The 15,687-nt window shown below is 39.1% G+C and carries 16 protein-coding genes; 12 read left to right on the forward strand and 4 right to left on the reverse strand.

The genetic code is table 11. From position 1 onward, the window contains the following. Position 1 precedes the first annotated feature (1 nt). From kam1_RS04210 to kam1_RS04225, 4 genes are all read left to right on the forward strand, one after another. Positions 2 to 3,190 carry a UvrD-helicase domain-containing protein gene (locus kam1_RS04210; protein WP_143958271.1) on the forward strand — a complete coding sequence of 1,063 codons (3,189 nt, stop codon included), beginning with the start codon at positions 2 to 4 and terminating at the stop codon, positions 3,188 to 3,190. Between the two features lie 162 nt (positions 3,191 to 3,352). Beyond that, positions 3,353 to 3,574 carry a hypothetical protein gene (locus kam1_RS04215; RefSeq protein WP_172616755.1) on the forward strand — a complete coding sequence of 74 codons (222 nt, stop codon included), beginning with the start codon at positions 3,353 to 3,355 and terminating at the stop codon, positions 3,572 to 3,574. Next, the gene (locus tag kam1_RS04220) at positions 3,567 to 4,052 is read left to right on the forward strand and encodes an HNH endonuclease signature motif containing protein (protein WP_039721774.1); all 486 of its coding nucleotides are present in this window, start codon (positions 3,567 to 3,569) and stop codon (positions 4,050 to 4,052) included. The genes kam1_RS04215 and kam1_RS04220 overlap by 8 nt, the downstream gene beginning before the upstream one ends. A gap of 59 nt (positions 4,053 to 4,111) precedes the next feature. Beyond that, entirely contained in the window at positions 4,112 to 4,408 is a 297-nt protein-coding gene (locus tag kam1_RS04225) for a hypothetical protein (protein ID WP_039721773.1), read from the forward strand. Positions 4,409 to 4,412: 4 nt separating this feature from the next. On the opposite strand, the gene tatC is transcribed toward kam1_RS04225, so the two are convergent. Genes tatC through kam1_RS04240 form a run of 3 tightly spaced genes read right to left on the reverse strand, consistent with a single transcriptional unit; the run spans position 4,413 to position 7,307 of the window. Beyond that, a complete protein-coding gene (gene tatC / locus kam1_RS04230) occupies positions 4,413 to 5,195 on the reverse strand; it encodes a twin-arginine translocase subunit TatC (protein WP_039721772.1) in 783 nt (260 codons plus the stop codon). Between the two features lie 11 nt (positions 5,196 to 5,206). Further along, complete coding sequence (locus kam1_RS04235) at positions 5,207 to 5,902, reverse strand: epoxyqueuosine reductase QueH (RefSeq protein ID WP_039721771.1); 696 nt, start codon at positions 5,900 to 5,902, stop codon at positions 5,207 to 5,209. 58 nt (positions 5,903 to 5,960) lie between these two features. Continuing rightward, positions 5,961 to 7,307: a nicotinate phosphoribosyltransferase gene (locus kam1_RS04240; protein ID WP_039721770.1), complete on the reverse strand. Its 1,347-nt coding sequence runs from the start codon at positions 7,305 to 7,307 to the stop codon at positions 5,961 to 5,963. 89 nt (positions 7,308 to 7,396) lie between these two features. On the opposite strand from kam1_RS04240, the gene atpD reads away from it, so the two are divergent. Genes atpD through kam1_RS04280 form a run of 8 tightly spaced genes read left to right on the forward strand, consistent with a single transcriptional unit; the run spans position 7,397 to position 13,710 of the window. Continuing rightward, positions 7,397 to 8,860 (forward strand): F0F1 ATP synthase subunit beta, encoded by a 1,464-nt coding sequence (atpD, locus tag kam1_RS04245; RefSeq protein WP_039721769.1) that lies wholly within the window; start codon positions 7,397 to 7,399, stop codon positions 8,858 to 8,860. A gap of 13 nt (positions 8,861 to 8,873) precedes the next feature. After that, the gene (locus tag kam1_RS04250; RefSeq protein WP_039721768.1) at positions 8,874 to 9,281 is read left to right on the forward strand and encodes an ATP synthase F0F1 subunit epsilon; all 408 of its coding nucleotides are present in this window, start codon (positions 8,874 to 8,876) and stop codon (positions 9,279 to 9,281) included. Positions 9,282 to 9,304: 23 nt separating this feature from the next. Further along, on the forward strand, positions 9,305 to 9,583 hold the full coding sequence (locus kam1_RS04255; protein ID WP_039721767.1) for an AtpZ/AtpI family protein: 279 nt from the start codon (positions 9,305 to 9,307) through the stop codon (positions 9,581 to 9,583). A 14-nt stretch (positions 9,584 to 9,597) separates the two neighbouring features. Beyond that, positions 9,598 to 10,254 carry a F0F1 ATP synthase subunit A gene (locus kam1_RS04260; protein ID WP_039721766.1) on the forward strand — a complete coding sequence of 219 codons (657 nt, stop codon included), beginning with the start codon at positions 9,598 to 9,600 and terminating at the stop codon, positions 10,252 to 10,254. 32 nt (positions 10,255 to 10,286) lie between these two features. Next, entirely contained in the window at positions 10,287 to 10,553 is a 267-nt protein-coding gene (gene atpE / locus kam1_RS04265) for an ATP synthase F0 subunit C (protein WP_039721765.1), read from the forward strand. An 18-nt stretch (positions 10,554 to 10,571) separates the two neighbouring features. Continuing rightward, entirely contained in the window at positions 10,572 to 11,318 is a 747-nt protein-coding gene (locus kam1_RS04270) for a F0F1 ATP synthase subunit delta (protein ID WP_039721764.1), read from the forward strand. Continuing rightward, the gene (locus kam1_RS04275) at positions 11,315 to 12,829 is read left to right on the forward strand and encodes a F0F1 ATP synthase subunit alpha (protein WP_039721763.1); all 1,515 of its coding nucleotides are present in this window, start codon (positions 11,315 to 11,317) and stop codon (positions 12,827 to 12,829) included. Before kam1_RS04270 ends, kam1_RS04275 begins: the two co-directional genes overlap by 4 nt. Next, positions 12,826 to 13,710: a F0F1 ATP synthase subunit gamma gene (locus kam1_RS04280; RefSeq protein ID WP_039721762.1), complete on the forward strand. Its 885-nt coding sequence runs from the start codon at positions 12,826 to 12,828 to the stop codon at positions 13,708 to 13,710. The genes kam1_RS04275 and kam1_RS04280 overlap by 4 nt, the downstream gene beginning before the upstream one ends. 352 nt (positions 13,711 to 14,062) lie before the next feature. On the opposite strand, the gene pckA is transcribed toward kam1_RS04280, so the two are convergent. Continuing rightward, complete coding sequence (gene pckA / locus kam1_RS04285; RefSeq protein ID WP_039721761.1) at positions 14,063 to 15,616, reverse strand: phosphoenolpyruvate carboxykinase (ATP); 1,554 nt, start codon at positions 15,614 to 15,616, stop codon at positions 14,063 to 14,065. Between the last annotated feature and the right edge of the window lie 71 nt (positions 15,617 to 15,687).

Genomic DNA, 15,687 nt, shown 5'->3' on the forward strand with positions numbered 1-15,687 from the left:
AATGGAAAAACTAGGGCATTTGATTGTGATTGCTTCGGCTGGAGTGGGTAAAACCCATAAGCTGGTGAAGCGAGCCATTGACCTCTTATGTAGGGGCATTCCACCCACTACAGTTGTCATTATCACTTTTACAAGAAAAGCAGCACAAGAAATAGTTGATCGCCTATTCTCGAATTTAGCTCAGCAAATCCTTGCTGAAGTCTGTGAAGAAAAGCTGGTTTTTTCTCAGCATTTAAAGGCAGTTCGTACCTTAAAAACATTAATTGATAATTTACCTTACCTTCATTTTGAAACCATCGATTCCTTTTTCTATAAACTCCTTAATCAGATTCCACCAGAGAAAAGAGCTACCTTTGCCAACTTCTCTTTATTGGATGATTTCCAACAATTAAAACTTCGTGAAGAAATCCTTTGGAACGTGCTAAATTCAAAAAAATTGGATGATTCTATTCTGGAAGCATTCGAACAAGTATTTGTGGGAGAAGATTTTAAAAACGTATTTTCCAAGTATTGGTCGTTAGTAGAAAAATATTATCCTTTTTTTCAAGATTTCCCACAGGTGGAGTATTGGGGAGCCCCAAATGTTTCCTATTGCATCAAAGAAATAACCAAAAATCAGGATTTTCTTTCTTTAATCGCTCATATCGAAAACCTATTGAAAAACGAGGGAATTCCAACGAGGCTATGGGAAGAACAGAAAAAAAATATCCGTTCTTTTCCTAGACTCTACCAAAATCTTTTAAAGGCTTACGACCCGGGTTTAGGTCAATGCTTTCAGTTGACTTTAGACCGCAAAAAGTATAATCTTAGCCCTTCCTTAGCCCAGTCCTTGGGGAAGCTTGCAGAGCTAACCATTGCTTTTTTTCTTGAAAAATCTCATGAACGAACTCGAGGCATTGCTCAACTGCTACAGCTCTTTGATACTCATTATCACAAGAAGATAAAGACAGAAGCGGTTCTTTCTTTTGAGGATATGCCGAGGGTTATTCTAGAAGCCTTTGACTTAGAACTACCCAACCCATTTTTTTTTAATCTGGACCAAAAATGGGACCATTTTTTAATCGATGAATTTCAGGACACAAGTCTTTTACAATGGAAAGTGATTAAACTTTTTGTCGATGAACTTTTACAAAACAATGATGGATCTCGATCTTTTTTCTGTGTAGGCGATCCAAAACAATCTATTTATGGTTGGAGAGGGGCCTGTGGGGAGTTAATTGATTCGATCGTTTCTCTTTTTCAACTAGAGAAGCAAGAGCTGACGGGTTCAAGAAGATCGGCATGGCCTATTCTGAATATGGTCAATAGGCTTTTTGGAAATTTTGAAGTGATAGGAGAGCTTTTCCCGGAATGTGTGGAAATCTGGAAAAAAAGGTGGACGGTTCAACATTGTATTGAAAGCAATTTTGAGGGTTATGGTTGTTTTTTGTGTGTCATAGAACCCCCTAAAGAAAAGGAATTTGGCCTGGAAAACGCTTCCAATGAAGAAATAGAAGGAAAACAAGGCGAACAAACAACTCCTAACAGCTCTACCCTTCGATTTGAAGCAATAAAAAGGTTATTGATCGATGAAATTAAACCACAAGAAAAAAAGGTGAGTTGCGCTATACTTGTCCAAACCAATAAGGAAGCAGCAGATATTTTTCATTATTTATCTGCATGCTCTAACCTTAAGGTCTCTTTAGAAGGAAAGATATATCCAGGGAAAGATAATACCTTAGCAAAGTTTTTTTCTGCCTTGGTTCAATCCATTGCTCATCCCAACGATTCTTTGGCCTTAGGATGGCTACAGGCTACTCCTGTGGGAGACATTTTTAGAGAAGAATTGTGGAGGAAAAATATTTGGGAAAAACTTTTTATGGGAGGGTTTTTGGAGGTGGCTTCCTGGCTCTTTGCCGTTTTGGAAAAAAAAATACAGTTGGATGACTTTCATAAAGAGAGAATGGCAATGATTTTTCGAATTTGTCAGTCTTTCGATATGACAGGAAGCAGAGATTGCGATTTGTTCTTAGACTACTTTAAAAATTATTCCATACCTATTTCTGAAGATCCATCTTCTATTCAAATAAGAACAGTACATAGCGCCAAAGGACTTGAATTTGATGTTGTCCTTATTACTGAACTCAAAGGGTCATCTAAAATAGCGATGAATCAGCTTAGAGATCAACCCATTATGTATCAGTCTCCAGCAAAGGAAAGGAGAATTTTTTTCCTTCCCAAAAGAGAAGTCATTGAAAAGATCCCAAGCTTGAATGCTGTCTATAAAAAGCTGCTAGGAGAAGAGGAGTTAGAAAAAATCTCCCTTCTATACGTCGCTATGACTCGAGCTAGGCAAGGATTGTATATTATTGGAGAATTGAAAGAAGGGGATTGGAAAAAAGCTTTTAAGAAAAGATTAATTTATTGGCAAGATTTTCTCATAGAAGGATTGAATAGGAAAGAGGAAGAAGAAAAGTATTTTTTTGATGGTTTTCCTTTGCTTACCATTTTTGAAACGGGTAAAAGAAATTGGATTCCGCAGGGAAAAAAAGGAAATCAAATCCAGAAAGATTCCATCAGTTGCTCAAGCCAGGATCTTCTTTTTTTGCCCAGACCAATTCGAAGAGACAACTTTATTTCTCCTTCCTCATTAGAAAAGCAAACTCAAAATAAAAATCTTTCTTTTCTTTTTAATTTAGAAAGAGAAAAGAATAAAGAGTATGGCCGAAAAGTTCATGAGTTGTTTGCACGCCTAGAGAGACTAACCGACCCGTTAGTCCAATCGTTACAACAGTTAGCCTTAGAATATAAAGGGGAAGACAAAGAAAGAAATCCATTTCAAGATGTTTTGGAGTGTTTGCAGACACCAGAAATTCAGAAAATATTTACTCCGAATGAGGATACTGACATTTGGATAGAAAAAAACTTTTGTCTCGAAGTCGAGGGGCTTTGGATAAAAGGCTCATTTGATAGGGTTCATATAAAAAAAGTAGAGTCAGACAAAGGAATCAGCAGTGAAATTTATGATTTTAAGACTGATTTTGTTTGTTCTCTAGAGGGTCTGTATGAGCTTGCGAAAAAATACCAATCTCAACTTATGCTTTATCGAAAAGCCCTCTGTAAACTTTTGCAAATTGAACCCTCTCAGGTGAAAGTATTGCTTGTTTCGGTGCATCTTAAGAAAATGATTGAACTATTTCAGGACGCTTGATATTCGGTTGAGTCCAATGCCAAGAAGGCCATTTCATTGGATAAGTAAATGCTGTATAGCTGAGACCCGTTGCTTCTGAGGAATATCAAAGATGCTGAGAGCGAAACTCCTAGATACCACTTTTTGGAGGCGGAACAGACTAGTCTGGATAAGAAACTGGATTTGGCGCTTGGAAAGCAAAAGGGGGGTACTCTGAAAGTAGCTAATAGGTTTAGATATGATAGTTCAAGAAAACTAAGGATGCTTTCAAAGTGGGTGGAGTCTTGCGGTGATGGAGATAATTATCCTCTCTACCCTAGTAGGAAGGAACGGGGTGTTGCTCCACATTATGTTCCTGTAAACTTTAGGCAAGGAATTACAGAAGGAGAAAGATCCTATGAATAAAAGATTTTTTCAAAGTGCTTATCTCTGCTTATGCCTTTATTTTTTTAGCCTATCTTTTTCTCTTTTTGCTATTGAGGATCCTATATTACCCGATCCTAAGTTGACGCCGGGCGATACTTTTGATGTCACAAAGGAGGACATTTGTGTTCCTGGTTATGCCAAGCTTGTCAGGGATGTTCCCTATGCTCTCAAAAGAAAGGTATATTTAAGATATGGCATTATTCATCCCGATAAGCATCATTATGAGATAGATCATTTGATTCCTTTGGGACTTGGCGGCTCTAATTCCATAAAAAATCTATGGCCTCAATCTTATAGGACCTATCCCTGGAACGCTTATCTTAAAGACAAGCTAGAATATAGGTTACACCAATTAGTTTGTGCAGGAATAGTCGATTTAAAGGAAGCTCAAAAGGAAATTGCTACTAATTGGATTGAAGCTTATAAAAAATATATGGGAGATGGGAAGGTGAAATGAACCGTTGGCTTCTCTCTTTTCTTGCTTTCTAGAAAGAATGATTCAAGTTATTAACTCATATGGGATTAAATAAAAAGCTCTCTCAAATTATTGCAGGCAGGAAAGTAACCAAAACGGAGCTTAAAGAAGGACTTTTATCCATTGATTTTAGTGATGGTTCTTCGTTACAAATAAAGACAAGAGGAGCTATTACTGGTGAAATTAGGCCAGGGCAATACCTTCAAAAAGTTTTGGAAAATGAGGAGCAGTTGATTTTGGAGTTTGATGATAAGAAGAGAGTGGAGGCCATTCTTTTGAACCCTGGAGGATCGGTGATTCTGCGAAATAAAAATAATGCTCTTGAATATTTAGGATAAGGAACTAAGAAAACAGCTCTTCCTTTCTATTTTCTATCGTCCGATTTTGGGAGATTCCCCTTTTTGATTCTATGCTTTTGACAACTAAGAGGGAAGCTTCGTAAAGCAGATACATGGGGAAAGAAAGAAAGAGTAGACTTAAAGGATCCGAGCTAGGAGTAATGCAGGCAGCAGCTATGACAATAGCTACGATTGCATGCCTTCTGTAATGAATTAATGTAGAAGTATTTAATATCCCAAGTAGGCCCAATAGGACAATAATAAGAGGTAGTTCAAAAGCAAGCCCAAAAGACACTAACATTTGCACAACAAAATTTGCGTAGTTTTGAAGCGTCCAATCGGTTTGTATTCCCATCCATTGATTGTAGGTGGAAAAAAAACGCAGAGTTTGCGGAAGGAGTATAAAGTAAGAAAAAAGAATGCCTCCAACAAAGAGAAGGGTTCCAGCACTGAAAATAGGGAAAAGCAGTTTTAATTCTGAAGGGGTAAGACCAGGGATGATGAATTCAGCGATAAAATAAAGAATAAAGGGAAGGCTCAATACTAATCCACCAAGTAAACTAATTTGGAGCTGGATGCTTAATGGATCCACTACTCCTAAGACTCTTAAAACTTTTTGAGGATCCTCTCCAGCGGCTTTAAGGGGTCTTAATAGAATAGCCATCAAGGGTTTTGTTTCAACAAAGCAAACTACCGCTCCTGCCGTCAGGGCCATTAGGGATTTAATAATGACCCATCTGAGATCTTCTAAATGCTCAAGAAAAGGTTTTTCTTCATGGTATTTCATGGGAATAGATTTTAAGAAGGTGGATGGAGGTTACTAGAAGCAGAATTAGAATCTTCTGCATCAAAGCCATAAAAGGTTTTCCCGAAAGTGATTTTTGGTTTGCCTTTGGACAATCGCCACTGATTGGTATCTCTGAGAGAATAGATACATCCACAATAGAGTTGTTGATAAAAATTTTCTTCTTTTGAAATCAAAATCATCCGTTCGGATCCCCCTTTTTTTCTCCAGTTATAGCTCCAATATTCCAAGCCATAGCGAGAAGCCGCTCTTATGCCAGCCGAAGTTACTTGATCGAAATCTTTCCATCTGGAAATCCCAAGGCTAGAACTAAAAACCTTAAATCCATGTTCATAGGCATAGAGGGCTGTGCGTTCCATTCTCATGTCGAAGCAGACTGTGCAGCGCTTTCCTCTTTCAGGTTCCCATTCAAGGCCTTTGACTCTTTCAAACCAACGATCCTTATCGTAATCGGCATCAACAAACTCAATTCCCCTTTTCTTTGCAAAACGGATGTTTTCATTTTTACGGATTTCGTATTCAACGCGTGGATGAATGTTGGGGTTATAAAAAAACACCGTTAAATGAATCCCAGAAGCAATAATCGCATCCATTATTTCGGCTGAGCAAGGGGCACAACACGAATGGAGTAAAACTTTGTCCACTCCTCCAGGAGGTACAAGTTTTTCTCTGATAAATGAGTTTTTCATATTTTAAGTAACAAATCTTATAGATAGGGAGATTGCAACCCTATTGAAGCTATTATTTTTATTCAGGCTGTAGTTCTTCTCTTTCTAGTTGGTCTCTTAAAGAGATAAGAGACTGAGAAAATTCGACGGGATAAGTCGTTGTTGCTGGCTCTAAAGTTTTAATTTCAGAAGGCAGCCTGGCAAGATTATCTTTTGTTCTCTTTTGGATTTCAGTGAGAGATTCCTTCGGATAAATTCTTTTTCCACTGCGCATCACAGGATGCAACAAAGTAACGGCTGGATAACTTTCGGTTGCTAGACCGATGAGGTCTTTTTGCATTGAACCGTTCTTATTAAAATATCGAAATACTTGCTTGGTCCCAGGCCAAGTGGCTTTACCTGTTGATCTCTTTCTCCTAGGTTTCCCTTCATATTCCTGAAGCTTATAGACACAATCAAGGTAAGGAGCATCACTGGAGGTATCTAAAGACGTTCCAATGCCAAAGCCATTAATTGGAGCACCAGATTTGACAAGAGCCTCTAGTTTATATTCATCAAGATTGCCGCTGGCAAAAATCTTCGTTTCTTTGAGTCCACCAGTATCTAAAATCGACCGGACCCGTTTTGACAGCAACTCTAGATCCCCACTATCCAAGCGGACTGCTTCTATAGAAATGCCTTTTTCTTTTAATTTAGGAGCAAGCTTTACGACTAGTTTTGCAGCTCTTTCTGTATCGTAAGTGTCAATAAGTAATGTGACATTTTGCGGATTAGCAATCGCATAATCAAAAAAGGACTGTTCTTCTACATCATGCGCTTGGATAAAGGAGTGAGCCATTGTTCCTAGGATAGGGATTTCGAACAATTTGCCAGCTAAGACATTAGAAGTGCCACTAAATCCAGCAATGAAACTTGCTCGGGCAGAAAAAATGGATGCCTCAGCGCCATGAGCTCGACGCAGTCCAAACTCTATAAGATTTTTCTCTGGAGCCACCAATGTAAAGCGAATCGCTTTGGAAGCGATAAGTGTTTGATAGTGGAGAATGTTCATAAGCCTCGATTCTAATAATTGGGCTTGAGCAATGGGAGCTGTGACTCTTAGAACCGGTTCAAAAGGAAAAAAAATGGTTCCTTCTTGCATTGCATAGATATCCCCACTGAATCTAAAATTCTCGAGGTAATTGAGAAAATCTACCCGGAAGTTTTGTTTGGCTAACCACTCAATTTCTTCTTTTTCAAAATGGGCAGATTCTACAAAATTTAACAATTGTTCTAACCCAGCAAAAACTAGAAAATTCCTATTTTTGGGCAGCTTTCTGACGAAAAATTCGAAGGTCGCCATTCCTTCCATTGTATGATAATAGTAGCCTTGCATCATTGTTAGTTCGTACAAATCAGTCAAAAGAAGACTATTTTCTATTTTCATAGTTTTGTGTTTGGTAGTTTATTGTATGGATATAATTTAAATCGAACCCTATTTTTTGACAGCGTGTTTCATTTATTGACCAACTTTTTATGATGACTCCTCAGCCCGCTTTGACTCAAAGGGATAGGGAAAGTTCACAACCAGAACCAGCGTCTAAGAAATCTGGATGGCCTTTTTCAGAAAAACTTATCGGCAAAGTGGTCGAAGTACATGGTCCGGTCGTTGATATAGAATGTCAGATTTTACCGCCTCTTCACCGCTGTTTAAAAACCTATCTGGATCACGAAAGTTATGTGTTTGAAGTGCATCAGCATCTCGATGAGCATCATCTCCGTGCGATAACGCTACATGCAACAGCAGGATTACGTCGGGGAATGGATGTGTATGATACGGGATGTGCAGTTTCTATTCCCGTGTCAAAAAAATATCTAGGAAGGTTAGTTAATATCTTTGGAGAGCCTCTTGATGGATTGGGGCCAATCGAACCAGATGGCTACCGGAATATTTTCTCTGATCCTCCTCCCTTGGATAATACCTTAGGTCCAAAATCGATTCTTGAGATTGGAATAAAAGTAATCGATCTGCTCTGTCCGTTTGTAAAAGGAGGAAAAACTGGACTCTTTGGAGGGGCTGGCGTTGGAAAAACTGTTCTGATGATGGAATTCATGAAGGCCGTGAGTTTGATTCATCATGGAGTTTCGGTTTTTGCAGGGGTGGGCGAACGGATTCGGGAAGGCCATGAGCTCTGGAAGGAGATGCAGAAAGCAGGCGTGATGCCTCAAACCCTGATGGCTTTTGGTCAGATGGATGAGTCTCCAGGGGTAAGGTTTAGGATAGGGTTGACGGCTTTAAGCTATGCAGAATATTTTAGAGATACGCTCCAAACGGAGATTCTTTTTTTGATGGATAATCTATTCCGTTTTGTTCAGGCAGGCAGCGAAGTTTCTGGGCTATTGGGAAGGATGCCTGCGATGGTTGGTTATCAACCGACCTTACTCTCTGAAGTGGCTGAACTCCAAGATAGGATTGTGTCAACAAGGACTGGGAACATCACGGCTGTTCAGGCTGTATATGTCCCGGCCGATGATATGACGGATCCAGCGGTGATGGCTATCTTATCTCATCTAGATACGGTGGTTATTCTTTCAAGATCTCAAGCAGCCAAAGGGTTTTATCCAGCCATTGATCCTCTGGTTTCGACGAGTCGTATTATGGATAAACAGTTCCTTGGCCAAAGGCATTATACTATTGCTTCGGAAGTCAGAAAATATCTTTCCCGGTATAAGGAACTAGAAGATATCATCAATCTGCTTGGCATGGAAGAGTTATCCAAAGAAGACAAACAGATTGTCTTAAGAGCAAGAAAAATCCAGCGGTATTTGACGCAACCCTTTTTTACGACAGCTGAACACACAGGCATTCCAGGAGTCAGTGTTACTCTATCTGATACCCTTGATGACTGTGAAGCTTTTCTTAATGGGGATTATGATCATCTTTCTGAAGATCAATGTTATATGAAGGGTTCTTTAAAAGAAGAGTTTAAGAAAAAATAGTATAGGATCTTTGATGCAAACTTTCGAACTAGTGATGATTGATTCCACTAAGGAACTAAGATTTAACAATGTTACCCTTTTCCATGGTTCTGATCGAAGTGGGCAATTTGGGATCATGGCCAGACATCAAACCTTTATGACTTCTTTGCTGCTTAGTCTCTGCTGGTTTTTTACTATTGATGATCCACTACCTACTTATGTCGCTTTGTCTGGAGGGATCCTGTATTTTAACAGGAATATCCTTTCGATAGTCACGCCTCATTTTTTCGTGGATAAGGATATGCAGAAGATCTCCATAAATCTTGAGCAGGAATTAAAAATGGAAGAACAGCAGAGAAAAGAGATGAGAGAAAGAGCTAAAAATCTTGAAAAGGAGATGCTTAAAAGAATGTGGGAAATGCAAAAAGAAGCCCCTAAATAGTAGTTTTATCTTATAGAGTATGCATGGAAAAGGATAAAAAAAAATTCGTTGAAAAAATACAACAAGAGGTTGAAAAAAAAGAGAAAGCTCAAAAGTTCAAGCCAACTCTTTTGTCGCAAACAGTTTTTTTAGGAACGCTTGGAGTGCTATTTATCATTCCGGTGATCATTGGCGCTTATCTGGGAAAATGGCTTGATGAAAAGCTTCCAGGTTATGCGATACACTGGACCATATCGTTCATTATTCTAGGAGTGATTCTAGGGGCTTTGAATGTGTATGTTTTTATACGCAACAAGATTTAATTTAAAAAGAGGTCATGATGCCGTCGGATCCTTTCAACATAAAATTCTTAAGCGAGTCTACCCTGACTTCAATCAGTATCATGACCGTTGTAGTGGTCTTTTCAGTTGTGTCTATCCGTCGTTTTAAATTGGAATCTCCTGGATATTTCCAAGTAGTGATAGAAGAGCTTGTTTCCTTTATTGAGAAATCTGTAAATGATACTATTCCCAAAAATCCTCAAGAAGTGCTTCCTCTGATAGGGACCCTTTGGATTTACATCCTTCTTTGTAATCTTATCGGACTTATTCCAGGGATTCATTCTCCTACGGCAGATCTTTCTATAACATCGGCCTTAGCCTGTATCGTTTTTTTTGCTGTTCCTTACTACGGCATACGAGCTGAAGGGCTTTGGACATACTTAAAGACCTATTTTGTCCCCTTTTTTTGGTTTTTCCCTTTTCACATAATCAGCGAAATTACCCGCACCATCACGCTAGCTGTTAGATTGTATGGGAACATGTCGAGCATGGAAATTGGCATTGGCATTCTTTTGCTTCTTGCAGGGTTTCTTTCTCCAGTGGCCTTTATGTTGTTACATTTGATCGAAGCGATTCTCCAAGCTTACATCTTTGGTATTCTGGCTTTGATTTATATTGCTAGTGGCATGGAGGCACTGGCAGAAAAAAAATAGATTAAACTTCGAACTAAAAAAAGGAGGAAAAAATGAATAATATTGGGTTATTTTCAACTTTGGTCACTGCAATGGCTGTCTTGGCTATAGGATTAGGAGTCGTAGGTCCCGGACTTGGCATGGGAATCGCTATTGCTAAGGCATTAGAAGCCATAGCAAGACAACCGGAACTTGAAAAATCAATTACTCGCTGGTTGCTCATTGGCCTTGCTATGATCGAATCTCTGGCAATTTACGTGTTAGTTATTGTTTTAATTGTTCTTTTCCGAAGCCCAATGCTCGAATATCTGACCAAATAATCCGTTTTAAGTAAAAGAATGAACTGGAATAAGACGACTTTCATTCTTCAGATTTTTAACTTTCTTGTTTTTGTCTGGCTACTCAAAAGATTCCTGTATAAGCCAGTCTTAAACTTCATCAAGCAAAGAAAGGAAGTCGTTTCCTCCATGTGGAATGAAGCTCAACGGGCCAAAGAGGCTGCAGAAAAACTGAAAGCCGATTATGAAAATAGATTAAAATTATGGGAAGAGGAAAAAAAGAAAGCAAAAGAAGAGCTTCAGGAGGAATTAAGAATACAAAGAGCGAAGTTAATAGCGGAAAACCAAAAAGCATTGGAGCTTGAGAAAGAAAGGAACAGAGTGCTGGAAGAGAAGAGAAAATTGGACATGCAAATTGAAGCTGAAAGGAGAGCTCTTCAGATCGGAGCCAAGTTTGTTGCCCATTTTCTATCAAAACTAGCTTCTGAAGCAGTCGAAAAGAAGCTTATTGAGCTCTGCCTGGATAGACTCCGTTCCTTACCAGAACAAACCCTTGAATTGATCCAACAGACAATCGAAAGAGAAGCGATCCATTCAGTCTGCATTAAGAGTGTTTATCCAGTGGAAGAAGCAACAAAAAGAAAACTTAAAGAGCTTTTAGAGCAGATTGCAAAAAGAGAGCTTTCTTTTGAATTTGTCCAAGATCAAAAAATCATGGCTGGAATAAGAATTATCATAGGTAGTTGGATAGCTCGAGCAAGCATTGAAGATGAACTTGAGTTTTTTATCCAGGAGGAAAATAGATGAATCAAAGCTCAGCAGGTTCTCTTAGTCCTATTGAAAAAGTGGCGCATTGGGTAGAACAGTACAAATTCGAACCTAAAGTGGAAGAATTTGGTAGGGTTGTGGCTATTGGTGATGGGACAGCCTGGATTGATGGATTATCTTTGGCTGCAATCGACGATCTGCTGGAATGTGAAGATGGCAGTGTGGCTCTTGTTTACAGTCTGAGTGAAAAACTGGTAGGAGCCATGATGCTTATTCAAACCGAAAACATCATGTCTGGAACCCTTGTCCACAAGACAGGCCGTAGGCTAAGCGTTCCTGTTGGAGATTCGCTCCTTGGGAGAGTGATTGATCCGTTAGGTAATCCTCTAGATGGAGGAAGCCCACCGATAACTTCTAAACAACGGCTTCTAGAAGTGAAAGCTCCTGCAATCATTGATAGAGAATTCGTTAATGAGCCTCTCTATACAGGCAATAAAATTGTGGATGCAATGATTCCTATTGGAAAGGGACAAAGGGAGTTGCTCATTGGAGATAATGGACTGGGGAAAACAACCTTTGCTTTAGATACCATTGCCAATCAAAAGGATAAAAATGTTCTTTGTGTCTATTGTCTTATTGGTCAAAAAAGATCAACCGTTGTCCATGTGATTGATACGCTAAAAGAATGCTCTGCTTTAGATTATACAACTGTGGTCGTTGCTGAAGCGACTTCACTCCCAGGACTTCAATACATTGCTCCGTTTGCTGCCTGCACTATAGCTGAAGAATGGATGGAAAAAGGCAGAGACACCCTTGTGATTTATGATGACTTAAGCCTTCATGCCCAAACTTACAGAGAGTTATCCCTGCTTTTACGCAGACCCCCTGGCAGAGAAGCTTATCCAGGTGATGTTTTCTACCTGCACTCTAGACTACTGGAACGTTCTACACATCTTTCTCCATTAAAAGGAGGAGGGAGCATGACGGCTTTACCCATTGTAGAAACTCAACAGGGAGAACTTGCTGCCTATATTCCTACGAATCTCATCTCCATAACCGATGGGCAGATTTATTTTGAACAGTTTCTTTTTTCCTCCGGATTTCTCCCTGCCATTGATGTAACCCGATCTGTTTCAAGAATTGGAGGGGCTGCACAGCATCCTCATTTAAGAAAAGAAGCGGGTAGGATGAAACTAGATTATTTGCAATTTTTAGAACTTGAAGTTTTTACCCGATTTGGAACAAAACTGGAAGCCTCTCTAGAAAAAAAGATTAAAAAAGGCAGGATCTTAAGAGAGCTTCTTAAGCAGGAGAGACTTTCTCCTATTTCACCCGAACAGGAATATTGTTGGTTGATTGCCTTTAACGAGGGATTATTCGACGACGTTCCCTTTGAGAATTTGAGGGTTTTTCAAGAAGAGCTCTTAAAGAAATTTAAAGCAACGACTTTGGTTCTAGACGATCCAAGAGAAAAATGGCTAAAGGAAATAGAGGAAGCTTTTCGCTCTATCAGTTCAACCGTTCAGCAAATAGAACAAAAAGTAGCATGAGCAAACGTAGAGATTTAATTAAATATCGTGGAGCACTTCTAGAGATAGGCGAAATCATGAAGGCCATGAAGAACATGGCTCTTGTGGAACAGAGAAAAATCGCCAAATATTTTGAAAGCCAAAAACAAGCAGTCGATGCCTTGCAGAATATTGCCGATGATTTTTTCCCTTCCTTTCCAGATCTTCTTAGTCGGCCACTTAAAATAGATAGACCCCTGTATATTTTGATTGGATCGGAAAGGGGATTTTGTGGAGACTTCAACTCCTCTCTGACAAGCTACTGGGAAAATATGGAGAGATCTTCTATGTTGCCTGACCAGTATGGGTTGATTTTAGTAGGAAGCAAACTGGAAAGTCGTGCAAGCGGCCTGCACAAAATTATTAAAGCGGTTTCAGGACCAAGCGTGGCAGAAGATGTCGCTCCTTTTATTTTTGATTTTTTGGAACTCGTACGGAAAGCTTTGATTCAAGAGGAACCTCCCACTTCAGTCTCTGTATTTTTTCATCTTCCCGACAATTATGAAATTACAAGAAAAATTCTGCTCCCAATACCTGTTTCTGAAGAAAAAATCCAAGCTGCTAGGAAAAAAGTGCCTTCAACGCCCTTACTTTATATAGATCCAAGAGAGTTTTTTATGGATCTTGTAGATAATTTTCTTCTGGTTGGATTATTTTTTGCTTTTTACTCATCGCTGTTGGCCGAAAGCAAAATAAGAATGGAACATATGCAGTCGGCATTAGACCAGCTTGATAGGAAAGTAGAAGAATTGAATAAAAAAGCTAATAGGCTTAGACAAGAGGAAATCACAGAAGAAATTGAAGTTATCCTTTTGGGTAGTGAGGCATTGAGGAAGAAGATAGAAAAGAAAAATTTGCTCTAAGCCGGTAGTTCGACGAGCCCCTTAAAAGAGCTATAAGCCGATGTCTGGTAAAAAGTGGATCTTTTAGAGAGCCTCCTTTTAGAGGATGAGAGTAGTGAGATCTTGTAAAAAATGTAGGGCTAATGGGCGAGGAACCTTTAAGACACCTTTCTGCTCTATGGGAAGAAAAGAGGCAGTGGAGTTCGAGTAAACGCACTTGGAAATGCCTGCAAGAAAAGGCACCATTAAATATACATGGTATGGAATCTTATAGTCCTAATTAAAAAAAATACGATCTTAAGGCCAATATCTTCCATATCTTCTCTCAACTATGGACAGGATAGATTGCTCTAAAAGAATAAATAGACAGAATTTAAGTAAGAGAAAGAGTATGGTAATTTTGTTCAAAAAGCGCTTGTAGTTCCCTTGCTGTTTTTTCGTATTGGGATAAATCTTTCCAGGATTTACTTGGATGAAGAATTTCAGTTGGTACATCCGGAGAACTTTGGGGAATAGAAAAATGGAAATATTCCTCTTGGATAAAATCAGCTTTTGCTAGTTCTCCACTTAAAATAGCTCTAACAAGCCTGCGCGAAGTTTCAAGAGCTATTCTTTTGCCAATGCCATAGGGCCCTCCAGTCCATCCCGTATTTAACAACCAAACATTGGGCTTGTGTTTTTCAATTTTCTCTTTAAACATTCTTGCATACGCTTTTGGAGGGAGGGGAAGAAAGGGAGAACCAAAACAGGGGCTGAAAACAGCTGTTGGCTCTTGAATTCCTGTTTCAGTTCCCGCGATTTTAGCTGTATAACCAAGAAGAAAATAATAGAGGGCTTGCTCGGGATTGAGTTTTGCTACCGGAGGAAGAACCCCAAAAGCATCGCAACAAAGCATGATGATATTTTTTGGATGCCCGCCAGCAAGTTGACCTGAAGCATTCGGAATATATTCAATTGGAAAGGCAGCCCGGGTATTTTCTGTGAGGGAATCATCGTTAAAATCTATTTCTCTAGTTTGTGGATTGATAATGACATTTTCGAGTATGGTTCCAAAACGCAAGGCAGCTTGGTAGATTTCTGGTTCTCCTTCTTTACTTATTCTAATAACTTTCGCATAACAGCCGCCCTCAACATTAAACACTCCGCTATCATCCCACCCATGTTCGTCATCCCCAATCAAGTATCTAGTAGAATCAATAGAAAGGGTCGTTTTGCCAGTCCCTGAAAGACCAAAAAAAATGGCTGAATCCTGAGGATCCTTTCCGAAATTGGCAGAACAGTGCATTGGAAATACACCTTTCTGTGGTAATAAAAAATTTAATACAGTAAATACAGCTTTCTTAATTTCTCCAGCATAACCAGTACCACCAATAAGAATCATTTTTTCATCGAAATTAAGAATGATAAAGGCGCCAGACTGTGTTTTATCGGTTTCTGGATCGGCCCTAAAGCCTGGAGCGTGGATAAGGATAAAGTCAGGGAGCAGATACTTTCTTTTTTCTGGATCTTTCTCAACTATGAACAAATTTCGTGAAAAAAGAGAATAAATAGGCCGTTCGGATAATATCCAAAGATTGATGCGATGGTTGGGATTGGAGCAAGCATAGCACCGTTGGATAAAAAGATCTCTATCTTGAAGATAGGAAAGCACTTTGCTTTTAAGCCGTTTATAGGAAAGCGGATCAAAAGGTTGATTAATCTTTCCCCAATCGACCTGTTCTGTTGTCTGTTGATCTTTGACGATAAATTTGTCTTTAGGCGTTCTTCCTTTGTATTGACCAGTATGAAAGACAAGAGAGCCTGAAGCTGAAAGCAAAGCTTCATGCCGTTTAATCGCCTGTTCATAGAGTTCAGCTACGGAAAGATCCCAGTAAAGTTGAGTAACGTTTTTTAATTGAATCATTTCAAACAAACTGTCTTTGTTCATGAATGGGCTCTCGCTAAAAGATTAGGATTTGAAATAAAGTCTATTTTTTATATTTTTTTATTGTTCTTTTT

This window comes from Methylacidiphilum kamchatkense Kam1 (assembly GCF_007475525.1).
Lineage (GTDB): Bacteria > Verrucomicrobiota > Verrucomicrobiia > Methylacidiphilales > Methylacidiphilaceae > Methylacidiphilum > Methylacidiphilum kamchatkense.

What these genes read in the sequence shown, in the direction of transcription:
- kam1_RS04210 (WP_143958271.1), top strand. Translation starts at nt 2, where the DNA reads ATGGAAAAACTAGGGCATTTGATTGTGATTGCTTCGGCTGGAGTGGGT.
- kam1_RS04220 (WP_039721774.1), top strand. Translation starts at nt 3,567, where the DNA reads ATGAATAAAAGATTTTTTCAAAGTGCTTATCTCTGCTTATGCCTTTAT.
- kam1_RS04225 (WP_039721773.1), top strand. Translation starts at nt 4,112, where the DNA reads ATGGGATTAAATAAAAAGCTCTCTCAAATTATTGCAGGCAGGAAAGTA.
- tatC (WP_039721772.1), bottom strand. Translation starts at nt 5,195, where the DNA reads ATGAAATACCATGAAGAAAAACCTTTTCTTGAGCATTTAGAAGATCTC.
- kam1_RS04235 (WP_039721771.1), bottom strand. Translation starts at nt 5,902, where the DNA reads ATGAAAAACTCATTTATCAGAGAAAAACTTGTACCTCCTGGAGGAGTG.
- kam1_RS04240 (WP_039721770.1), bottom strand. Translation starts at nt 7,307, where the DNA reads ATGAAAATAGAAAATAGTCTTCTTTTGACTGATTTGTACGAACTAACA.
- atpD (WP_039721769.1), top strand. Translation starts at nt 7,397, where the DNA reads ATGATGACTCCTCAGCCCGCTTTGACTCAAAGGGATAGGGAAAGTTCA.
- kam1_RS04250 (WP_039721768.1), top strand. Translation starts at nt 8,874, where the DNA reads ATGCAAACTTTCGAACTAGTGATGATTGATTCCACTAAGGAACTAAGA.
- kam1_RS04255 (WP_039721767.1), top strand. Translation starts at nt 9,305, where the DNA reads ATGGAAAAGGATAAAAAAAAATTCGTTGAAAAAATACAACAAGAGGTT.
- kam1_RS04260 (WP_039721766.1), top strand. Translation starts at nt 9,598, where the DNA reads ATGATGCCGTCGGATCCTTTCAACATAAAATTCTTAAGCGAGTCTACC.
- atpE (WP_039721765.1), top strand. Translation starts at nt 10,287, where the DNA reads ATGAATAATATTGGGTTATTTTCAACTTTGGTCACTGCAATGGCTGTC.
- kam1_RS04270 (WP_039721764.1), top strand. Translation starts at nt 10,572, where the DNA reads ATGAACTGGAATAAGACGACTTTCATTCTTCAGATTTTTAACTTTCTT.
- kam1_RS04275 (WP_039721763.1), top strand. Translation starts at nt 11,315, where the DNA reads ATGAATCAAAGCTCAGCAGGTTCTCTTAGTCCTATTGAAAAAGTGGCG.
- kam1_RS04280 (WP_039721762.1), top strand. Translation starts at nt 12,826, where the DNA reads ATGAGCAAACGTAGAGATTTAATTAAATATCGTGGAGCACTTCTAGAG.
- pckA (WP_039721761.1), bottom strand. Translation starts at nt 15,616, where the DNA reads ATGAACAAAGACAGTTTGTTTGAAATGATTCAATTAAAAAACGTTACT.